Origin of the sequence: Eisenibacter elegans DSM 3317 (assembly GCF_000430505.1) — a bacterium.
Lineage (GTDB): Bacteria > Bacteroidota > Bacteroidia > Cytophagales > Microscillaceae > Eisenibacter > Eisenibacter elegans.
Genome location: NZ_AUMD01000011.1, coordinates 468,107 through 489,149 on the forward strand (window position 1 = coordinate 468,107; position 21,043 = coordinate 489,149).

The 21,043-nt window shown below is 48.6% G+C and carries 16 protein-coding genes and 1 other RNA gene; 12 read left to right on the plus strand and 5 right to left on the minus strand.

Annotated elements, in window-relative coordinates; all coding sequences use genetic code 11:
• The first annotated feature begins 43 nt into the window (after positions 1-43).
• The 9 genes from G499_RS0102715 to G499_RS18465 all read left to right on the plus strand — a co-directional run bounded on the left by G499_RS0102715 (position 44) and on the right by G499_RS18465 (position 11,743).
• Positions 44-808: a glucose 1-dehydrogenase gene (locus G499_RS0102715; RefSeq protein WP_026998669.1), complete on the plus strand. Its 765-nt coding sequence runs from the start codon at positions 44-46 to the stop codon at positions 806-808.
• A gap of 46 nt (positions 809-854) precedes the next feature.
• On the plus strand, positions 855-2,051 hold the full coding sequence (locus tag G499_RS0102720) for an acyl-CoA dehydrogenase family protein (protein ID WP_026998670.1): 1,197 nt from the start codon (positions 855-857) through the stop codon (positions 2,049-2,051).
• A 137-nt stretch (positions 2,052-2,188) separates the two neighbouring features.
• Complete coding sequence (locus G499_RS0102725) at positions 2,189-2,593, plus strand: hypothetical protein (RefSeq protein ID WP_026998671.1); 405 nt, start codon at positions 2,189-2,191, stop codon at positions 2,591-2,593.
• A gap of 81 nt (positions 2,594-2,674) precedes the next feature.
• Complete coding sequence (locus G499_RS0102730; protein ID WP_026998672.1) at positions 2,675-4,333, plus strand: DUF1800 domain-containing protein; 1,659 nt, start codon at positions 2,675-2,677, stop codon at positions 4,331-4,333.
• Between the two features lie 23 nt (positions 4,334-4,356).
• Positions 4,357-6,027, plus strand: coding sequence for a DUF1501 domain-containing protein (locus G499_RS0102735; protein ID WP_026998673.1), 1,671 nt, complete (start codon positions 4,357-4,359; stop codon positions 6,025-6,027).
• 216 nt (positions 6,028-6,243) lie between these two features.
• Positions 6,244-7,191: an outer membrane beta-barrel protein gene (locus tag G499_RS0102740; RefSeq protein WP_081413610.1), complete on the plus strand. Its 948-nt coding sequence runs from the start codon at positions 6,244-6,246 to the stop codon at positions 7,189-7,191.
• 31 nt (positions 7,192-7,222) lie between these two features.
• Positions 7,223-8,419, plus strand: a complete 1,197-nt coding sequence (locus tag G499_RS0102745) for a hypothetical protein (protein WP_026998675.1) — start codon at positions 7,223-7,225, stop codon at positions 8,417-8,419.
• 383 nt (positions 8,420-8,802) lie between these two features.
• On the plus strand, positions 8,803-10,740 hold the full coding sequence (locus tag G499_RS0102750) for an ATP-binding protein (RefSeq protein ID WP_161627682.1): 1,938 nt from the start codon (positions 8,803-8,805) through the stop codon (positions 10,738-10,740).
• Positions 10,741-10,816: 76 nt separating this feature from the next.
• Positions 10,817-11,743, plus strand: a complete 927-nt coding sequence (locus G499_RS18465) for a DNA/RNA non-specific endonuclease (protein WP_035726275.1) — start codon at positions 10,817-10,819, stop codon at positions 11,741-11,743.
• 100 nt (positions 11,744-11,843) lie between these two features.
• Here G499_RS18465 and ssrA read toward each other — a convergent pair.
• Positions 11,844-12,216, minus strand: a transfer-messenger RNA (tmRNA) gene (ssrA, locus tag G499_RS21420).
• 694 nt (positions 12,217-12,910) lie between these two features.
• On the opposite strand from ssrA, the gene G499_RS0102765 reads away from it, so the two are divergent.
• The gene (locus tag G499_RS0102765; protein ID WP_081413612.1) at positions 12,911-13,354 is read left to right on the plus strand and encodes a DUF1987 domain-containing protein; all 444 of its coding nucleotides are present in this window, start codon (positions 12,911-12,913) and stop codon (positions 13,352-13,354) included.
• 22 nt (positions 13,355-13,376) lie between these two features.
• Here G499_RS0102765 and trpC read toward each other — a convergent pair whose 3' ends face one another.
• The gene (trpC, locus tag G499_RS0102770) at positions 13,377-14,171 is read right to left on the minus strand and encodes an indole-3-glycerol phosphate synthase TrpC (protein WP_026998678.1); all 795 of its coding nucleotides are present in this window, start codon (positions 14,169-14,171) and stop codon (positions 13,377-13,379) included.
• 260 nt (positions 14,172-14,431) lie between these two features.
• Between trpC and G499_RS0102775 the strand changes: the two genes are divergently transcribed.
• A complete protein-coding gene (locus G499_RS0102775; protein ID WP_026998679.1) occupies positions 14,432-15,613 on the plus strand; it encodes an acyl-CoA dehydrogenase family protein in 1,182 nt (393 codons plus the stop codon).
• Between the two features lie 254 nt (positions 15,614-15,867).
• Here G499_RS0102775 and G499_RS0102780 read toward each other — a convergent pair whose 3' ends face one another.
• From G499_RS0102780 to G499_RS0102790, 3 genes are all read right to left on the minus strand, one after another.
• Entirely contained in the window at positions 15,868-16,752 is an 885-nt protein-coding gene (locus G499_RS0102780; protein WP_081413613.1) for an alpha/beta fold hydrolase, read from the minus strand.
• Between the two features lie 5 nt (positions 16,753-16,757).
• A complete protein-coding gene (locus G499_RS0102785; RefSeq protein ID WP_026998681.1) occupies positions 16,758-17,510 on the minus strand; it encodes an ABC transporter ATP-binding protein in 753 nt (250 codons plus the stop codon).
• A 109-nt stretch (positions 17,511-17,619) separates the two neighbouring features.
• Complete coding sequence (locus tag G499_RS0102790; protein WP_026998682.1) at positions 17,620-18,276, minus strand: MarR family winged helix-turn-helix transcriptional regulator; 657 nt, start codon at positions 18,274-18,276, stop codon at positions 17,620-17,622.
• 232 nt (positions 18,277-18,508) lie between these two features.
• Between G499_RS0102790 and G499_RS0102795 the strand changes: the two genes are divergently transcribed.
• A complete protein-coding gene (locus tag G499_RS0102795) occupies positions 18,509-20,929 on the plus strand; it encodes a TonB-dependent receptor (protein WP_035726279.1) in 2,421 nt (806 codons plus the stop codon).
• Positions 20,930-21,043: the final 114 nt, after the last annotated feature.

Sequence of the window (21,043 nt, forward strand, 5' to 3'; positions counted from 1 at the left end):
TTGAATAATACATATATACTCTAACTTCCTAACCGAATAATCTATGCAAACAAACGTAATGGACTTGAGTGGCAAAGTAGCCATCGTAACTGGAGCCAGCAAAGGGATTGGCGAGTCTTGTGCCCAATTACTTGCTGCGCACGGCGCTAAGGTAGTGGTCAGTAGCCGCAAACAAGAGGCCGTTGACGAGGTAGCGCAAAGCATCCTCAAAGCCGGAGGCGAAGCCACAGCCATCGCCGCGCATATGGGCAACCTAGAGCACATCCAAGCCCTAGCCACACAAACCAAAGAAAAATACGGGCGTATCGACATCATCGTCAATAATGCTGCTACCAACCCTGTCTTTGGGCCAACGGAACAATGCAGCCCCGATGCCTTCGACAAAATTATGGACGTAAACGTAAAAGCCTGCTTTGAGCTAGCCAAGGCCTCGCTGCCTACCATGAAAGCCCAAAAAAGCGGCTCTATCATCAATATGAGCAGTATTGGGGGTATCCGTCCTGAGCCGGGGTTAGGCATCTACAGCGTCAGCAAGGCAGCCTTGATTATGCTCACCAAGGTAATGGCCAAAGAATGGGGGATGTATGGCATCCGTGCCAACGTTATCTGCCCTGGCCTGATACAAACCAAGTTTAGCGAAGCGCTCTGGAAAAACGAGAAAATCACCCAACATTTTATGAATCAGTTGCCCATTGCACGCCTTGGCCAACCCGACGACATCGGCAAGCTGACCCTCTTCCTTGCCTCTGATGCTTCGGCCTACTCTACTGGCTCTGTCTTTACTTCTGACGGGGGCTTTTTGATTTAAAACACAACAATCATATCTCATCACACTAAAAAAACAGCCTACTATTATGACAGACTTATTTTTGACCGACCGCCTACGCGACATTCTTCCAAAAATCAAAACTTTTGTCGAAGAAGAACTTATCCCGCTAGAGCCTGAGTTTCTGAACGGCTCCTTCCACACCTTGGCCAAAAAGCTCGAAGCCAAACGCGAAGACATCAAAAAACTAGGCCTTTGGGGGCTACACCTTCCCGAAGACATGGGCGGCATGGGGCTGACCCTCTGCGAGTTTGGGCAAGTAAGTGAAGTACTGGCACGTACTCCTTTTGGGCACTATACCTTCAATGCCCAAGCCCCTGATATTGGCAACTTTGAGCTGATGCACGAGTTTGGTACACCTGCCCAGAAAGAGCAGTTTATGAAACCATTGTCCGAGGGTAAAATCCGCAGCTGTTTTTCGATGACAGAGCCTGAGTTTGCCGGCTCCAATCCTGTTTGGATGGGCACTACGGCTGTCAAAGAGGGCGACACTTATGTCATCAACGGGCACAAATGGTTTACCTCCTCTGCCGATGGGGCTTCGTTTGCCATCGTGATGGCCGTTACCAATCCCGAAGCACCCGCCCACCAACGCGCCAGTATGATTATTGTGCCCACTGATACGCCGGGTTTCGAGCTGGTGCGCAATATCTCTGTCATGGGAGATGCGGGCGAAGGCCACGCTAGCCACGCCGAAGTGCGTTATACCAACTGTCGTGTGCCAGCCACCAACTTGTTGGGACCGGAGGGGGCAGGCTTTGTATTAGCCCAAAAACGCCTCGGCCCCGGACGCATACACCACTGTATGCGCTGGATAGGCATAGCCGAAAGAGCGCTGGAGCTGATGTGTCGCCGTGCGGTATCGCGTGAGCTGAATCCCGGCGAAACTCTGGCCGACAAACAAATCGTACAACACTGGATAGCCGAAGCCCGCGCCGAAATTAATGCTGCCCGCCTGATGGTACTCGATACTGCCCGTCAGATAGATGCCAAGGGTTCTTCGGCAGTGCGTGATGAAATCTCAGCCATCAAGTTTTTTGTAGCCAATATGATGCTCAAGGTCGTAGACAATGCCATCCAAGTACACGGAGCCTTGGGCGTTACCGAAGACACGCCGCTGTCGTTCTGGTATCGCCACGAGCGCCCCGCCCGCATCTACGATGGTGCCGATGAAGTACACAAGTCTTCTTTGGCCAAACGCATCCTGAAGCAATACCGCTCATAAAACCACCACAAACCCTAAAACATCCGGTAGTGTTGACAAAACTACCGGATGTTTTGGCTTTAATGAAAGAATTATATGGCTAGCTTTGGAATTAATGACTGATTTTGAGTATTTTGGCAAAATAAAACTGTAGTAAGATGAATTGGTACAGATGGGCTCTTGCTTGGGGGTTTAGTGTAGGGACGGGGGTATTGATGGCTCAGAATACAACACCAACCATACTCTATGACCAATACCAAAACCCTGTGGCCATATTACAGCCCACTCAAAGCCTGACAGACCTCAAAGGGCTACAAACACTGGCCTACTTGGTACACTACCCTGAGGGGGTAGACAGCCTCTATCACCCCGACGGTCACAGCATAGGCTACTGGCAGGAGGGAATGTGGTGGTTGCGCCCAGGCAAACCAATCGCTGCCAAGGCCAATGCGGCCAACCTCTGGCTCACCCAACAACACCCTAATAAAGCTATAAAATCGGAGCTTTTGCAACTAGAGCTGCTCGGATGGGTCGATTGGAAGAGTTTTCTAACTTCTTATTAACAGCAAAATAAAACGGACTAAGCAACCAAAATCATCGATAAACCGTTTCTTTGTGAAACTTTAATAAAACCAGATAGTCGAATGGCCGGATTGAATCCACTTGCCGGTGCGTTGGGCAACAAACGCGCCGCCCACCTCCTACGAAGAGCTACCTTCGGCCCTACCAAAGCAGAAGTAGACCAGTTTGCTACCCAAACTGCCGCCCAAGCCGTAGCCAATTTGTTCCAAAATGTACCGGAACCAGCCCCCCCTATAGACCCCGCTACCAATGATACTTGGACAGACAAAGCGCCTAGCGCTATGCCGGCCAATGCCAGCGAGGATGGCGATTTGCAAGAGGTCTTCAAACGTTGGCACCTGCGCCTGATGTTGGACAGTGGGATGAATGCGAAGGAAAAAGTAGTTTTTTTCTTACATACGCATTTTCCGGCCATACAATCTGTCATTGATCGTAGCCGCGCCCTCTATTTTCAGAATGTCCTCTTCCGACAATATGCTTTTGATAAAACCGGCACACGGACTTTTAAAGACCTCGTGCGCCGTATCTGTATCGACAATGCGATGTTGCGTTTGCTCGACGGGCGGTTGAATATCAAAGGACGGATACAGGAAAATTTTGCCCGCGAACTCATCGAGCTTTATACCGTAGGGCGGGGGCGCAATGTACAGCCTACCGGCCCCGACGACTATGTGGTCTTCAAACAACAAGATGTAGAAGAGGGTGCACGGGTGATGACGGGTTATGTTGATGACAACAACTACGACACCCTTGATGAGGTTACAGGCCTGCCAAGAGGCATTGCCCGACCAGCGCAACACGACAACAGTGTCAAAACCTTTAGTGCGGCTTTCAACAACGGCGTAGTACAGCCAAGAGCTGACTTGCTACAGGCCGGGCAACCCACCGAAGCCAGTATGCTTGATGAGTTAGATCAGTTTATAGATTTGATCTTCTCCCTCGAAGAAACTTCTATGAACATCTGCCGGAAAATCTATCGATTCTTTGTATATTATGATATCACAGATGAGATTGACAATAACATCATCCGCCCCTTGGCGCAAGATTTTCGCAACAATGGCTTCCGTATACAGCCCATCATTGAAAGACTGCTGACAAGCCAACACTTCTATGACTCGGCCACGGCAGATGTCAATGATGACAACTTTGGCGCAATCATCAAATCGCCAATAGACCTGACCATCGGCGTGATGCACGTATTTGGGATAAAATCTACCGACATCGAAGACTTCGAGGAAAGCGCCGCCCGCTTGCTCGACTCTATGACTGCCCAAGGCATGAACTTCTACGAGCCTTTTGATGTGGCAGGCTATGACGCGTACTACCAAGAGCCAGGGTACAACCGCAACTGGATTTCGACCAACCGCCTTGTCAATCGATACCAATTGATTGATGATATGATGGCGATGGATACTATGATGGGCGGAATGGCCAAAAACCGCTATAACTTCAACGTAGATGTTATTCGGTTTGTAGAAAACAACATCACCAATCCTGCCAACCCTATGGCGCTAGTAACAGAGTTGGCCGCTATTATCTTGCCTGAGGCCATCAGCGATGAACGTCGAAACTATTTTAAGTTTATTTTGAATGAGGACTTGTCGGATATGAACTGGGCGGTAGAATGGAACAACCGCGCAAACCCTGCCGGAGGTGCTCGTTTGCAAATCACGCGCCTATTCAATGCGATGATGCAGTCTCCTGAGTACCAACTATTTTAAGACCGCTTAATACCCCCTCACCTATGAAACGCAGAAATTTTCTCCAAAAAATACCTGTTATAGCTGGCGCTCCGCTCTTGCTCAATAATATCCCGGTACAATTGATGGCTGACTCAGCCCCGCTCTTTCAGGCAGCGGCCAACTCCACCAATGACCGCGTGCTGGTCATCGTGCAGCTTCACGGTGGTAATGACGGTCTCAATTGCCTCATCCCCATCAATCAATATAACCTTTATTATAACCGTCGCGCCAATGTGGCCATCCCTGATTTTGGGGCGCGCAAGTTCATCACACTCGACAACCGCCTCGAAGATCAACAACAAATAGGGCTTCACCCGGATATGATTGGCCTCAAACAACTCTATGACAACGGGCGGGTAAACTTGGTGCAGAGTGTGTCGTACCAAAACAACAACCAATCGCACTTCCGTGGGCGGGACGTTTGGTTTATGGGCGGGAGCTACAACGACTACTTCGGCTCTGGTTGGGCTGGGCGCTATCTGGATCAGATATTCCCCAATTATCCACAAAATTATCCTAACAATGAAATGCCTGACCCCTTGGCCTTAGAAATCGGCAATGATGTGTCCTTGGTGTTTCATCGTGACAACGGCATCCCGGTCTCTGTCTCTATCCAAAACCCAGAACAGTTTTTCGAACAAGTACAAGAACTGAAGGGCTTTCAGGACAAAGAAGGGATAGACCCACGTGGTGTGCCGCCTACGAATATCGAAAATACTTTTTATGGGAAGGAATTGCGTTGGATTTTGGATTTGGAAAACAAAACCGACACCTATGCCGAGCAGCTCAAAAGGCGTTATGCCCAAGGTGCCAATAGCGGCACGGTATATCCGGCCTTGTACCCCTATGGCGCGTCTAACAGCCGAAACCCATTGGCTCCCCAGCTGCGCCTAGTAGCGCGCCTGTTGAGCGGCGGTATCAAAACCAAGGTGTTCTTGGTGCGTATCGGAGGCTTCGATACCCACGCCCGCCAAGTAGAGGCTTATGACTCCACAATGGGCTCACACGCCGCTCTGATGTATCATACGACTCAGGCGATGAAGGCATTCCAAGACGACCTCAAGGCGCTAGGCCTCGAAGACAGGGTGTTGACCATTACGACTTCCGAATTTGGCCGCCGTATCGACTCCAACGCCAGCTATGGTACTGACCACGGCGTAGCTGCACCGATGTTTATTGTGGGCAAATATGTAAACCCAGGCGTGATTGGCAACAGCCCCGATATGAATGTACGCAGTGGCAGTGTCCCGATGCAGTTTGATTACCGTCAAGTGCTGACGGCCGTCTTGCGCGATTGGCTGGGCGCTTCTGAAACCGAGCTGCGCAACACCCTTTTTGGTGATTACCTCAGCAGCGCGCTCCCTGTTATCTGGAATGGTCAAATCACCTCCAACGAGGGCTTTTTCCACGAGCGCACCCGCTTAGACGACTGCTTCCCCAACCCGGCCATCGACAAAACCTCGTTTGTGTTTTATCTCAATGCCCCCGAGAAAGTAGTCCTGCGGCTTGTCAACCAACAAGGAGCAGTGGTACAGACAGTCGTCAACGAAACCCTCGACAAAGGCCGCCATCAAGTACAGGCAGACTTGAGCCGACTGCCCGCAGGGACATATCTCTATAGTTTTGAAACCTCCGGCCACAAGGCAACCAAAAAACTACTGATAGCCCGATAATGCCTAAAAATAAGGCGGGCTGCCAAAGACCATCATCGGTATTGTCTGATACTGATGATGGCGGTAGCTGATTTTTTATGAAATGATGATGGGCAGCATCACCATCAAACATCTTAAACATACACACAAACAGGCTTTATATTTGCGTTGTTGTGATATGGATACCCTACCTTTTCTTTTTTCTATGCTTTGTACTTTTACTAATCAGATAACCTTATGTCAAGCCATCTGCGCCTTCCCTGCCTAACACACGTTCTTTGCGTCTTGTTAGGAGTTTTTGTCTTGCTCCACCTGCCGGAGGGAGCAGTATTTGCCCAAAAAAGTAGCTTGTATAAAAAACCACCCAGCGGCCCCAAACGCGATCGAACGAGTGTTGGAGGGTTTGAAAGCTCTCAATGGTGGCTGGGAGTACGTGTGGGCACAAACCTCTCCAAAGGAAGCCCCACAGAGCGTTACAGCATTTACCAAAGCACCCGACTAGATGCGCCGGAGGACTTGTTTGACAAAAAATACAATGCCTTTACCCGCACAGGACTGGAGTTTGGGCTTAATATCACTTACAATTTTATGGGTGGCTGGAGCGCAGTGATGCAGCCGGGCTTTATTCGCTCCCGATACGAGTATCTCAATCAGTATGCCTGGCTGAGCGAAACTAACGAAAACGAGCGTATCTTTTTGGATTATACCCATACCCACACCCTTGACGCAATAGAAGTGCCCCTAATGGTGCGCTACGATTTCCTCTCGGGGGCGTTTGTGCCCTATTTACAGGCCGGAGGCTATGTGTCTTGGGTTACCCGTGCCGACCAGCGGGTCGATGTATCGGGGAGGGACTTGGCCGCCGGCGGAACAGCCTTGTTTACCAACTTTACCAACCTAGCCGATGTACGTAACCTCTACAATAACCGCAACCTCGGCTTTATCTTTGGTGGAGGGTTTCACTTTACCTATGGCAATGCCCGCATTACCCTCGAAGGGAACTACCGCCTCGGAATGAGCAACCTCATCAACCCGGCTAACCGCTATACCAACCAACAGCTCAACGGAATAGGCGACACCCCCGACGATGTGCGGCTGCGTAGCTGGGCCTTTAATCTTGGCATAGCGTTCCCGCTAAAATACTGGATTACAGACGGATACAAAAGCGTGAACCCCAAGAAGTAACCCATTCCTAAAAAGACAAAACAGCAATATCATGAAAACACAGATACGATTTTTGAGCTTGGCCCTTCTGGCTTTGTGGGTAGGGTTGGGAGCTTGCCGCAAAACAGAACTTACTCCGGGCGAAAGCTTTACGGTTATTTTTGATAACAATGAGTTTGGAGGCTCTTTTTTGCCCGTAGATGTCAAACAAACTACGGATGGTGGCTATGTCATCTTAGGAGAGCACCGCCTAGATGACAGCAACTTTTATGGCGTGTATGTGCTTCGCACGGATGCGCTGGGGCGCTTTTTGTGGGACTACAAAGGAGAGGTTAATCAGGTAAACCCTGTGTCGGAGCTGTTTGTGGTCAATAACGAGTTTTATTTTATGGCTATGGACGGTATCAGCCTCAACGCGCAGGTGATGAAGGTCGACAGCGCTGGCGCGTCGATAGTCAATCAAGTAGCCGGGGTGATTTACCCCTTGGCCATGGCACAAATCAACGACGGCTTTCTGTTGGTCAGCTACGATCGCCTGACGCGCTCCTCCGCCCTGACACGCCTCAACAATAACTTTCAGGCGGCTTGGACACAGCGCTACGATGTGTTTGAGGATGCCGAGGAACGTGTTATCGGTCATTTGACCAAAACCCGCCGCCAATTCCCCTTTTTTGCAGGGGCTGTGGGCAATAGCTTTTATGTCAATACCTTTTCCAACTTTACACTGTCTACGCTCTTTGTAAGCCCCACCGACGGCTCACAACAAGGAGTGCTCAATGGCTTTCGCTATGATGATGCCATCAGTGCGGCCGTCCCATTGAATAACAACACCTTTGTGATGACTCGGTACAGCTTTGGGGAGAATTTTCTACTCCCGCAACAGGCTGTCAACTTAACGGGTGTTACCAGCACAAAGGACTTAGGAGGTAACCGGCTCGTAGAGTTGACTCCGGATGCAAAGGTGGTAGCCAAGCGCTTGACTATCAATAGCAGACAGGTAATTGTATTGGCCTCTGATACCAAAAATAGTCAGATAGTGCTCTATGCCTATGATGCCGCAACAGGCCAACTATTGGGCAAGCGCTTCTTAGGCTTTGGCAGCCCTTATCGGGTTTCGGGATACACCCTCACTGCCGATGGCGGTATGGCGGTAGTCGGAACCAATATCGTAACAGGGCGATTCCCACGTATTTGTTTGTTCAAATTATCGCCTTCGGATGTCAATGGATTGATTTCGGGAGCAGAATAAAAACACGACACCTTTTCGAGAGGGCGTTAAAAACACCTCAGCATTGAGTCTGATAGGATAAGTGTTTGTTTATAATTTGACTCTTCCGAAATTTTGACGACAGGTGTACGAATCTACCGTCAAAGCTTCGGAGGGGTCAAGCTAATTTTCATAAGCCACAATGGCAATGTCTCCTGCTTGTCGCCCTGGACTAGGTGGCGAAGAGGCAGATATGAGGCAGAGGAGAGAACGTAAAATGGATGAATCGTTGGGAAGATTTGACTCAACCAACGTACTCCCCCGATAGCGCTTTGAAGTAGCATTGGTTTTTCAAACAGACATCAAGGCTCGGTTAGGGTATGAGATTATTGTTTAAGTTATTTTTTTTGTGTTGGGGCTTTGCCATGTCTTTAGCAGCACAGTCAGCTGTCGATAGTCTGGAGCGTTTGTTGGCACTATACCCACCACAACACCATCAGGCCGATACTTTCAGGATAGCACTACTATGCGATTTGGCGTTTTTGTTGCGCAATCAGGCGGTCATGAAGGCCGCAACATACGCGCAAGAAGCCACGACATTAGCCAAAAATATAGATGATAAGCGCGGCCAAGCACGAGGGTTAGGTTATCAAGGAATGATGGCCTATCGGCAAGGAAAGTATGATTTTGCAATAGGGTATCATCAAGCTTCGTTGCGCTTGGCCTTGCTAGTCTCAGACTCTACGCTCATTTCTTATCGCTACAATGATTTGGCCAATATCTATGCTGATATGGGGGAGCTAGACCAAGCACTGAGCTACAACCTACAGTCGCTACACATCAAAGAGTTGTTGAAAGACCAAGAGGGAATCGCTACCGCTTGGCGCAACAACGGTATCATTTACCTGCGTAAAAAACATTATCCAAAAGCACTAGAAGCCCTCGAAAAAGCCCGTGATTTGGCCTTGTCTATTGAAGATTGGCGTATCTTGGGGTATACATATATTTATCTGGGAGAATGGTATTCCGAACAAGGGCAGCCCTTAGAGGCTATCCGTATCTTGGAGCAGGCTATTGCGCTACATACCCAAGTTCAAAATCAATATGGATTGTCAGAGGCGCTGAACAGCCTAGGCTTGGCTTATTTGGCCTATGATAACTTTGAAAAAGCGAAACAGTGCTTTCAGCAGGCTTTGTACTGGGCCCAAACCTTAGGTATTCCGCTCGAAATACAACGTGCTTACGAAGGTCTTTCGCGGGCTTCACAACAGGCAGGCTTGCCTGAAGATGCATTATGGTTCTACCAGAAGTTTATCCAAATCAAAGACTCGGTATTTTCGGAAGCCAACAACCAGCGCATTGCTTATCTGGAGGCGCAGTTTCAGAGCGAACGCAAACAAGCTCAAATCACACAACTGATACAGGAACGACAGTTACAACAACAAGCGCTAGAGCAGGAACGGATGAGCAAACGCTTCTTCTTCTTGGGTGCTTGCTTGGCACTATTGGTATTGATACTGCTGGTGTTCGGTATTTGGCAAAAACAACGCAGTAATCTTTTGCTGCGTACCAAGCAAGAGGAATTGATAGCCCAGAATGAAGAAATTCAACAACAAAAAAGCGCCTTAGAGCAACAAGCCGAGACGCTAGAGCGACTCAATAGTTTCAAAGACAGGCTATTTTCGATTATTGCCCACGACCTACGCGCACCTATGGCAACTTTGCGCGGCACGCTCAACTTGATAGACGCAGAGTTGCTCAGCCAAGAAGAGGTGAGGCATATCAAGGGGGAATTGTACAAACGGTTTCAGGCTACAGATGAAACCCTACACAACCTCTTATTTTGGGTAAAAGAGCAAATCCAAAGTGGTGAAACACTCAAGCCGGAAATGTTGCGTTTAGGGGTCGTGGTGAGTAAGGAACTGAACTTGATAGCGCCTGCTGTAGCACTCAAAAAAATCAACCTGTTACAAAAAATCCCTCCTGAAGTGCAAGTGTATGCAGACCCCAACCACCTCAGTGCAATTGTCCGAAATTTGCTCAACAACGCGGTCAAATTTAGTTATGAAGGAGGCCAAATCAGCATCGAAGCCCAAGTAAAAGGTCAACAGACTTATCTGACTATCAAGGACGAGGGCAAAGGCATGACCGACGAGCAACTCCAGCGACTCTTCAGCACAGAGCCGATCAGTACTGTCGGCACCTCGGGAGAAAAGGGGAGCGGGCTTGGCCTGTATTTGGTCAAGAGTCTAATCACCCAAAACCACGGAACAATTAGCGTAGACAGCCACCCCGGACAAGGTAGCACGTTTTTGCTTTGCTTTCCGGCAGCGCCCACCCAAGAGGGAGATTTATTAACATAATCCTAACAATTTAGTTGCTCCATAGCCTAAGTTTGTGTTTACCTTCGCCCCGCTAAACACTCAAACACAAACGCTTATGAAGTATTTCTATCCACTGTCGCTATGGGCGATAGTCGTCCTTTTTGTCTTGGGCAGTTGCCAACAACAACGCAGCGATATTGCGCCCCAAACCCCCGAAGAGCTGTGGCTTCCGGGCAATGTGAGTGGCTCTACAGCCACCCCAACCCGCGATAACAACTTAGCGCTTGGCAACCCTAGCGGAGCCAATAGCTCACACAGCAACTACCTGATGACCAAGTCGCAGTTTGCAATGTCTTACAACCGCTTTCGGGGTACGCCCAACTGGGTTAGTTGGCATCTGAGCGCAGCTTGGCTAGGCAGCACCCCACGCCAAGATGATTTCCGTACGGATACTGCCTTGCCAGCAGATTGGTATCGGGTACGCCCTACCGATTATCAAGGCTCTGGTTTTGACAGGGGGCACGTATGCCCTTCGGCAGACCGCACGGGGAGCGTAGCCGACAACTCGGCCACCTTCTTGATGACCAATATGTTCCCACAGTCTCCTAACAACAACCGCATTACTTGGGAACAGCTGGAAAGCTATTGCCGCACCCTCGTGCGCAATGGTTATGAGCTTTATATCATCGCCGGCCAACGTGGCACAGGCGGCACAGGCAGCAATGGCTATGCTACTACCATCGCCGGCGGCAACGTAACAGTGCCTTCTATTACTTGGAAAGTGATTGTCGTATTACCAGTTGGCAGCAACGACCTGAGCCGCATCAACAACAACACCCGTGTGATTGCGGTCAATATGCCCAACAACCAAACCGTAAACAGCAAACATTGGTCGGCATACCGATGCTCTGTACGCTCCCTAGAGCAGCTGACGGGCTACAACTTCCTCTCCAATGTGCCTCAGGCCATCCAAGATGTGATTGAAAACAGGGTTGACAATGTGCCTATTGCACACGAAGATGGGCTAGAGATGTTTTTCTAAGAAATATTAACAGGTGTAAATTTGCAAAGCCCCTTGAAAGCCAATGGCTTCGGGGGCTTTTTGGCAATAAAAAAATCTCCAAAAGTTGTCTTTTGGAGATTAGTGGAGCCGGAGGGATTCGAACCCTCGTCCAAACAAGGACAGTAAGCCGCTTTCTACACGCTTAGTTGTACTTGGATTGTCGGGAAGGCCAAGGAGTACAACTACCCTAGAGACCATCCGTAACTACTATGATTGTCGGGCGCTGACCGTAGTCCTCCAGCACCGTAGTTTTGCGGGTTCGATATCCGTGTTGGTAAGTTCGGGCAAAACGGAGGAACTTACCGGATACTCTCTACACTAATTCTAAATTAGGCAGCGAGGGCGTAGTTATTTTCGCCAGTTATCGTTTGAAAGCATTTTTAACAGGAGGTGCTCTCAACTCCCGACGTGCTTACAACTTCTATCTCAAGCTGTCAAAACCGGTCGGCCCCAGTTTTAATGAAATCGGGTTACAAATATACAACAATTTTGACTTAATAGTTCGCAAAGATTAGATAATTTATTTTTTTAGCAAAAATTTTATCCCCTCATCACACTCATTCCGCATTGTGCAGCGCTCAGGCAATGAGCACTTGACAAGTCGGCGGTGGTGTAATAACTTGAGGGGGCGACTGGTTTTTGGGGTATAAAAGTTGTATTGCACAGTGTTGCAATCAATAGGCTATACGACCTAAAACAAAGCATTTGTAAGAAATAATCAACTATCAAAGGTTTTTCTTTTGTTGTTTTTCGAAGCTTTTGTATCTTGCGTAACTAGGGCAAACAAAGCCCAACAAACAAAGAGGCCAAAAACAAAAACAGGGCGATAATCTTCTATAAACATACATAGCGCTACCTTTTGGCGGATATAGATACTAAACCATCCTCTCTTACTATCTCAATAAGGACTACAAATACCTTCGAAATACCTCAATAGTTGGTTGTATAAAAATAAAAGCATTACAATGTACTAAAATCGCGCAAAATACGTTATATTAACAACGTGTCCTTGCGTTCTTACGTATATGGCTTTACTTGGTTTGTTTTGCTCTCCTCAACAAAGCCCTTCGTGCTGCGTATAGTCAACTAATCTTATTTTCTTAATCCCCTGAGCGTATTCTCTATCTATACCCAACCCCCTGAGTTATGTCATCTCTAAACAGTATGTACGAGCGGTCGGCTGACAATACCCCTCAGGTATTCAAAATCACAGCTACTCGCAAAACCCCCAAAATACTGCTCAATTTTGAGCAGGGTTTGTTAGAAGTAGAAGGTTTATCGATTCCCGAAAATCCTTATCGGTTTTATCAGCCCGTACTCGATGCGATAGATGAGTACTTATTAGCCCCCCGAAAACACACACTTGTTTGTATTTACCTGCGTTATTTCAACTCTGCCACAGTAGCAATGTTGGGGCAGTTGTTTAAGCGGATGGAGCAGCTCACACAGTTAGAGGGGCATCAAGTCAAGATAGAGTGGAAGATAGACGACTGGGACGAGGATTCGCAAGATGTGGCTCGCTTACTCAACGCGATTACAAGGTTGCCTTTTGAGGTGATACCGATATCAGATACAGACAGTACATTATAAAAGGGGCCAGAAGCCCCTTTTTTTAGCTAACGCCTTGTTTGAGTTGCCCGATGAGCGAGGCACAGGCCTCGGCGGGGCGCTCTTGGCGCATAAAGGTCTCCCCAATGAGGAAGCCCTGAAAACCGGCTTCTTTGAGGCTCAGGATAGTTTCGGGCTTTGACAAGCCGCTCTCTGATACTTTGACAAACTCCGGCGGGATGTGTGCGGCCAGCGACAACGAATGCTCGATACTGACCATAAAGCTGCGTAAATCACGGTTGTTGACACCGACCAAATCTACCTCAGGGCAGATATGGGCTAGCTCTTCGGCGCTGTGTAGCTCCAACAAGACCTCTAAGTGTAGGCTTTTGGCAAACTGCGCCAAGCGCCGTACTTCGGTAGGGCTGAGGCAGGCCGCAATCAACAGAATGACATCTGCACCAATGGCCTTGGCCTCCACGAGTTGGTATTCGTCCACAATAAAATCCTTGCGCAACATCGGTATTCCTACTTGCTTGCGCGACAACATCAGGTCTTCGTCGCTCCCACCAAAAGAAGGCGTATCTGTCAAAACAGAAATGCCACTAGCGCCAGCCTCCTGATAGCCTTGGGTGGTCAATGTAGCATTGGCTTGCCCATTGATAACCCCTTTGGAGGGCGACTGCCGCTTAAACTCTGCAATAATCCCCGAAGCTTCAGGTTTGCGGAGCGCTTGTGCCAAACTCAGCGTGGGGCGGTCGAACCACAAGAAAGATTCCAGCGTTTTGGTGTCAATCTTCTCACGGTTACGAAGAACTTCCTCGCGTTTGTAGGCAATAATCTGGTCTAAAATATTCATAGGCAACAATGTTTATACGCCTTGAGGCGTAGTCTGAAAAAGGTGGAAAGTGAGTAATGGGAAATAGTGGAAAACAATGGTATGGGAGGTATTAGATAGCTAACCCTCCCAAACAAAACTATAAAAAAGCGCTTGATTCTACAACCTTCCTGCCCAACGAAGGTTTTCGAAAGAGATAAAGCGTTCAATAGCCCTTAGATACGGCCAATAAAATCCAAATAAAGTCGTATTTTTGTGCACAACCATTAGCCCTGTCTCCTATGTTTATTCCAAGAGATATTTTCACCGAAGAGCACGAACTCTTCCGCCAATCAGTAGCCGAATTTGCTGAAAAAGAAATCGTTCCCTACAATGCCCAGTGGGAAAAAGACAAGATGGTCTCCCGCGATATCTGGCGTAAGCTAGGCCAAGCCGGCTTCTTGGCTATGCAAGTCCCCGAAGCCTACGGAGGCCTAGGGATTACAGACTTCCGCTACAACGCTATTTTTACCGAAGTACTCGGGCTGACTGGCTGTGGCGGGCCTGCTATTGGCTTTCCGCTTCACTCTGACATCGTGTTGCCCTATATCCTAGACTATGGCACTGAGGAGGCCAAACACAAATTCTTGCCCAAGATGGTTTCGGGCGAATATATCAATGCCATTGCGATGACAGAGCCGGGAGCGGGTAGCGACCTCAAGAGCTTGCGTACTACTGCCGAAGATTGCGGCGACTATTACCTACTCAATGGTTCGAAAACCTTTATCACCAACGGATACCTCTGCGATGTGGCCGTAGTAGCTGCCAAAACCAATCCTAGCGCCGGAGCCAAAGGCATCAGCCTATTGTTGGTTGAGGCCAATAGTGAAGGGTTTTCTAAAGGAGTACCTTTTGAGAAAGTAGGGTTGCATGCGCAGGATACCTGCGAGCTGTTTTTTGACAATGTCAAAGTCCCCAAATCACACTTGCTGGGCGAAGAAGGCCAAGGTTTCCGCTATATGATGGAGTTGCTGCCTCAGGAGCGTCTTGTAGTGGGTATTGCTGCGCTTGCCGGAGCCGAAGCTGCTTTTTATACTACCTTGCAGTATGTAAAAGAGCGCAAAGCCTTTGGCCAAGCCATCGGCACATTCCAAAATACGAAGTTTAAGCTAGCCGAAATGGCCACAGAGTTGCAAATGGCGCGGGTATTTATTGACCGCCTGACAGAGCTGCACCTCAGTGGGCAGTGCGATACTACGCTTGCTTCGATGGCCAAGTATCAGATGACAGACCTTCAGTGCAAAATAGCTGATGAGTGTGTACAGATGCATGGAGGATATGGCTATATGTGGGAGTATATGGTAGGGCGTATTTATGCCGATGCCCGCGTGCAGCGCATCTATGCAGGCACGAATGAAATCATGAAGGAAATCATCTCTCGCGAGTTGCTCAAAGACCTTCGTCCAGAGCCGGCCAAAGCCTAAGCGTAACGCCGCACTAGAGGAATCGTCACGCCACTGGACATTTTTGAAAAGTAGCTCGGAGCGCTAGCTCTGAGGCAAGCTGAGGCCTCATTTTGGGGGTAAAATAAGACTTAGCCCACAGTTTTGACTGTGGGTTTGGAAAATGGTCAGTGGTGTGAGGAGTTTTCAAGAAAAAACAACCAAACCTATAAGGTCTCCAAGACTTTATAGGTTTTTGTCATTTGGGCTTGTTTGGCTTTTTACTTATACCACACCTAGCTGTTGGGCGCAAAAAGCGTAGGATTGAGAAATCGGTAAACCTCTATATTGAATCGCTCCGGCCATTGACAGGGCAGAAAATGCCCACTATTTTCATATATTTTGAGTGTCGAATTGGGCAACTGAGCCGCACCTTGGCGGGCGATATCGGCAGTTTTTTGTCCGTTATACAACATCGGGTTAGGGATGAGCTTATCTTTCTCGCCAAATAGCACCAAGGTAGGCTGCGTAACCCGAGAGAGTTTGTCAAAAATAGGCGCGTCAATCATTCCAATCATAGAGCGTGAAAGCACACGATATATTTCAATATTACGCTCCATATCAAACCAATCAGCCTCTAAGTCAAGTACATATTTTGGTTTTTGACTACTGTTTTCGGGTCGGAGGTACTGCCTCCAGCGCAGGAGTTGCTGCATATACTGCGATGCCCCGAAAGCCTGTACGGAAGCCACTTGTTTAATCAGTAGGCTATCAGCGAGGCTAAAACGTTCAAATCCGGCAGGAGCTACCAACACAATCCGGTCTATGGGTAGCTCGGGGTGTTGGTCGAGTAGGTAGATAAGCGCCTGAGCCCCCATCGAGTGCGCGACTACAGTACATTGTTTGAGGCCTAAGCCTTGAAGCCACTGGCGGATAGTCTCGGCATAAAACGGGATATTGTAGGGGTGGTTGCCCTTGTCGGAGAGGCCGTGCCCCGGTAAATCGGGGGCAAGGCAGCGGTAATAACGGCTTAGAAAAGCAAAATTGGCTTGCCAAACAGTATGGTTGCTGGCTAGGCCGTGCAAGAATACCAAGGCAGGGGCGTTGCCCCCACTGTCGTAGTAGGCCAATGAGGGAACGGTATCAGTTTGGGTATAATGCACTGCCGGGAGATGGGCCATAGCTGCTAGAGATGCGTGCGCAAGTCGCGCAGGAGTTTATTAGAAAATACAAAAGCGTTTAGCTCGTCTACGTCTGTACGGGCAATTTCTTGGTTGCTGCCTTCCCAAAGCTTATGACCTTCGTAGAGAAACATAATGTACTGCCCAATTTCCATCACAGAGTTCATATCGTGCGATACGATGACAGTGGTGATGTTGTTTTCGTGGGTGATTTCTTGGATGAGGTTGTCAATCTTGATGGCCGTCAGGGGGTCAAGGCCAGAGTTGGGCTCGTCTACAAAGAGGTACTTGGGGCTCATGACGATGGCACGGGCTATACCGACGCGTTTTTTCATCCCCCCACTGATTTCGGAAGGCATTTGTTTGTAGGCACGGCTCAGCCCCACACGCTCCAAACAAAACAGCACCCTGGCTTCTTTTTCGGCCTTGGTCATTGTGGTGAGCATATCAAGTGGGAAGCGGACATTTTCGGCCACAGTTTTGGAATCGAAGAGCGCTCCCCCTTGGAAGAGCATCCCAATTTCGCGCCTAATGGCACGGCGTACGTCCTTATCACCTTTTTGGAAGTCGCGCCCGTGAAAGAGTACCTCCCCCTGGTCGGGTTTTACCAAGCCCACAATACATTTGAGCAAAACACTTTTGCCCGTACCGCTGGCACCGATGATCATATTGGTCTTGCCTTCTTCAAACACACCACTGATGCCCTTGAGCACAGGCTTGCCATCGAAAGCTTTTTGGATATTCCGTATTTCTATCATACTACTGGCAGTTGAGCTTGTTGAGAGGGGGTATTGCTTGGTATCCCCTTCAGGCCAAAGATACTAAGCTATACGGGATTTAGGTTAGTTGAGAGAGATTTTCTCTCTCTCAACTTTGCAGATAGTGCTCAAAAATGGTGTTAATGGCGGCTTTTTTGTGTTCCTCATGGATTTGTTCGTGGAAGCGCTTGAGCTTGCCTACTAGGGCGACGATTTGTTGTTTTTCGGCAGTGTTGAGGTTACCGGCGATGATGGCTCCTATACGTTGAATATCAGGCTGTAGCTGGCCTAATAGCTGAAGGCCTTCGGGGGTAATGGCGACTTCTTTGGCGCGGCGGTCTTGGGTAGAGGCCTGCTCGGTTACAAGCTTGTTGCGCAGCAGGCGTTTGATTACCTCCGTGCCAGTCGTGATTTCGAGCAAGTGCATCTGTATAAGGGCTGACTTGTTCATTGCGCCTTGGGTAGCTAGGGCAATCAAAAACAGCAGGTCGTCGGTGCTGGCCAAGGGCGTATCTTGCAACATTTTCTTGCTATAATGCTTGGCGTAGCGATTGAGCAAGCCCACCCCGCTGCTAATTTCGATGTTGAGCCAAGCTTCAGCTTGAGGGCTGGTTGGTTGGTTGGGGTATTGTTGGGTCAACCATTCTACAAAGCTAGCCATAGATGCAGGGGCTTGGCCAAAGCTTTGTTCGTAGGCTTCGAGCGCCTCTATTAGTTCGTGTAAGAGGGGGTATGGGCTTGTGTTAAGTGTAGTGATATGGCTCATAGTCGCAAAAGTAAGCAGGGGGAAATGTGTTTTTATAGGGAATCAATGTTTAACCATCATTTTGCCGCAATTTGCAACAAAAAAATGAAGTGGTAAACAAAATATAGACAAGTTTCAATAAATTATATAGCTCAACCAGTGTTTTCTGACCTATCAGATAAACAATTCCCACAACTGAATGTTATCAAAAGGATGTTTATTCAAAAACATTATTTTTTAATACGATAATATTATGAATTTTTCAAAACACCCATTATTACTCTCCGTATTTTTAGTGGTTTTTTGTTGGCAAGTGGTTTATTCCCAAGGCCAAGAGGCCATTATCAAAGGCCAAATTGTAGACAGTCGAAACAACGAAGTAGTTCCTTTGGCCACTGTAGTCATACAGGGCACCACCATTGGCACCACCACCGACCTCGACGGCAACTATACCCTGAGGTTGCCCAAAGCAGGGACATACAACCTTCAGGTTTCGTATGTGGGCTACAAAACCAAGCTGCTGTACGAAGTCGAGGTAAGCCTTGCTAGGCCTTTGACGCTCAATATCAGCCTCGAAGAAGACGCGGCCAGCCTCGAAGAGGTTGTGATTACGGCCAGCAGCAGCTTTGCCAAAACCGACGAAAGCCCTGTATCATTGCGCAGTATTGGTACCACCGAAATCAAACGCTTTCCGGGAGCCAACCGGGATATTTCCAATGTATTGCAGGCCTTGCCCGGGGTAGCGAGTTCGGTGGCTTTTCGGAATGACCTCATCATCCGTGGAGGCGCGCCCAACGAAAACCGATTTTATATCGACGGTATCGAAGTGCCAGTAATCAATCACTTTGCCACCCAAGGCGCATCAGGAGGGCCTGTGGGTCTGCTGAATGTCAATTTGTTACAGAATGTTGATTTTTACTCTGGGGCTTTCCCCTCCAATAGGGGCAACGCGCTCAGTTCGGTGATTGAGTTTACCCAACGCGATGGCAGTGCGGAGCGCTGGGGTGCAGACTTTGTCTTGAGCGCTACCGACATCGGGCTCAATTTTGAAGGCCCCATTTCGCAGCGGTCTACCCTCAATTTTTCGGTAAGACGTTCGTATCTACAGTTTTTATTTTCGGCACTAGGCCTGCCCTTTTTACCTACCTACAACGACTATCAGTTCAAGTACAAACACAAAATCAGTGACAAGCTCCAGCTCAGTATCATCAGCTTGGGCGCATTGGACGAGTTTGGGCTAAACCTCAATGCCAACGAAACCGAAGAACAACGCTATATCCTCAACAATTTGCCCGTGAATAACCAGTGGAATTACAGCATCGGGGCGCGGCTGGATTGGTTCAGGAAAAACGGCTTCTACACCTTTGTGCTCAGCAGGAGTATGCTCAACAATGAAATTTTCAAATACCCCAACAATGACGAAAGCCTAGAACGTATTTTGGACTATCGCTCCCAAGAGATAGAGAATAAGCTACGCCTAGAGCGATACCTCAGCACAGCTGGAGGCTGGAAAATCACCTATGGCATTGGTTATGAGTTGATTAAATACAATAATCGCACCCGTAACCGCATCGATGTACCCTTTACGGTCAGTCCTACAGGAGTGATTTTGCGCGAATTTCAGAGTGATTTGGCATTTAACACCTATGCCGTTTTTGGGCAGGCAAGCCGCCGTCTAGCCAACGACAAGTTGGGCATTTCGATAGGATTCCGAATGGATGGAGCCGACTATGCGCCTACGATGGAAAACCCATTAGCGCAATTCTCCCCAAGGCTCTCCTTGTCTTACAGCTTTGCACCTCGTTGGGCTTTCAACTTCAACACTGGGATTTATTATCAGCGCGCACCGCTTACGGTGATGGGCTATCGCGAAGGGGAGCGCCTCGTCAATGCAGATAATGGCCTGCGCTACATCCGCAACCAACAAGTGGTCGGTGGCTTGGAGTACAACCTTCCCAAGAGCAACTCCCGCCTTACGGTAGAAGGGTTTCTGAAAGTATATGATCGTTATCCTTTTTTGCTGCAAGACAGCATTTCGTTGGCCAATCTAGGCTCTGATTTTGGGGTGATTGGCAATGCGCCCGTCAGCTCTACTTCCGAGGGGCGTAGTTATGGGGTAGAGTTCCTCTATCAGCGCAAACTAACCAAGGGGGTCTATGCCTTGGTGTCTTATACGTGGGTACGGAGTGAGTTTCAGGACAAAAACGGGCGCTTTATCCCCTCTGCTTGGGACAATCGCCATATCATCAACCTAACAGGAGGCTTCAAGTTTGGCAAAGACTGGGAACTGGGAGCAAGGTTTTTGCTTTCGGGGGCAGCGCCTTTTACGCCATTTGACGAAGCACGAAGCCTTACACGCTCCGTTTGGGATGTTACGGGCAGAGGAGTGCCTGACTATAACCGCCTTAATGAGGGCAGAGCTGGCGCATTTCACAACCTCAACCTGCGCATTGACAAAAAGTGGTTTTTCAGCCGATGGAGCTTCAACGCTTTCTTTGATATTCAGAATGCTTATGGCTTCCAGTTTATTGGTCAGCCTTTTATTGATGTGCAACGTGATGCTACCGGCAACCCTATCGTAGACCCCAACAACCCTGACCGTTACCTTGGGCGCACTTTTGAAAACGCTACCGGCACTACCTTGCCCAGCATCGGCCTGATTATAGAGCTATAGCAGCAAAACAGTCAAGCTTCAACTTTGGGCTAACGAGATGCAGCATTTTGGCTCAGAAATAAGGTTTGGATATCAAAATAGCGCCCCTCATTTATGCGAGATTTTAGGCTATAT

Coding starts and splice junctions, on each gene's coding strand:
- G499_RS0102780 (WP_081413613.1), bottom strand. CDS start 16,752: ATGGCCCATCTCCCGGCAGTGCATTATACCCAAACTGATACCGTTCCC.
- G499_RS18465 (WP_035726275.1), top strand. CDS start 10,817: ATGAAGTATTTCTATCCACTGTCGCTATGGGCGATAGTCGTCCTTTTT.
- G499_RS0102740 (WP_081413610.1), top strand. CDS start 6,244: ATGTCAAGCCATCTGCGCCTTCCCTGCCTAACACACGTTCTTTGCGTC.
- G499_RS0102750 (WP_161627682.1), top strand. CDS start 8,803: ATGTCTTTAGCAGCACAGTCAGCTGTCGATAGTCTGGAGCGTTTGTTG.
- trpC (WP_026998678.1), bottom strand. CDS start 14,171: ATGAATATTTTAGACCAGATTATTGCCTACAAACGCGAGGAAGTTCTT.
- G499_RS0102765 (WP_081413612.1), top strand. CDS start 12,911: ATGTCATCTCTAAACAGTATGTACGAGCGGTCGGCTGACAATACCCCT.
- G499_RS0102785 (WP_026998681.1), bottom strand. CDS start 17,510: ATGATAGAAATACGGAATATCCAAAAAGCTTTCGATGGCAAGCCTGTG.
- G499_RS0102725 (WP_026998671.1), top strand. CDS start 2,189: ATGAATTGGTACAGATGGGCTCTTGCTTGGGGGTTTAGTGTAGGGACG.
- G499_RS0102735 (WP_026998673.1), top strand. CDS start 4,357: ATGAAACGCAGAAATTTTCTCCAAAAAATACCTGTTATAGCTGGCGCT.
- G499_RS0102745 (WP_026998675.1), top strand. CDS start 7,223: ATGAAAACACAGATACGATTTTTGAGCTTGGCCCTTCTGGCTTTGTGG.
- G499_RS0102720 (WP_026998670.1), top strand. CDS start 855: ATGACAGACTTATTTTTGACCGACCGCCTACGCGACATTCTTCCAAAA.
- G499_RS0102775 (WP_026998679.1), top strand. CDS start 14,432: ATGTTTATTCCAAGAGATATTTTCACCGAAGAGCACGAACTCTTCCGC.
- G499_RS0102795 (WP_035726279.1), top strand. CDS start 18,509: ATGAATTTTTCAAAACACCCATTATTACTCTCCGTATTTTTAGTGGTT.
- G499_RS0102715 (WP_026998669.1), top strand. CDS start 44: ATGCAAACAAACGTAATGGACTTGAGTGGCAAAGTAGCCATCGTAACT.
- G499_RS0102730 (WP_026998672.1), top strand. CDS start 2,675: ATGGCCGGATTGAATCCACTTGCCGGTGCGTTGGGCAACAAACGCGCC.
- G499_RS0102790 (WP_026998682.1), bottom strand. CDS start 18,276: ATGAGCCATATCACTACACTTAACACAAGCCCATACCCCCTCTTACAC.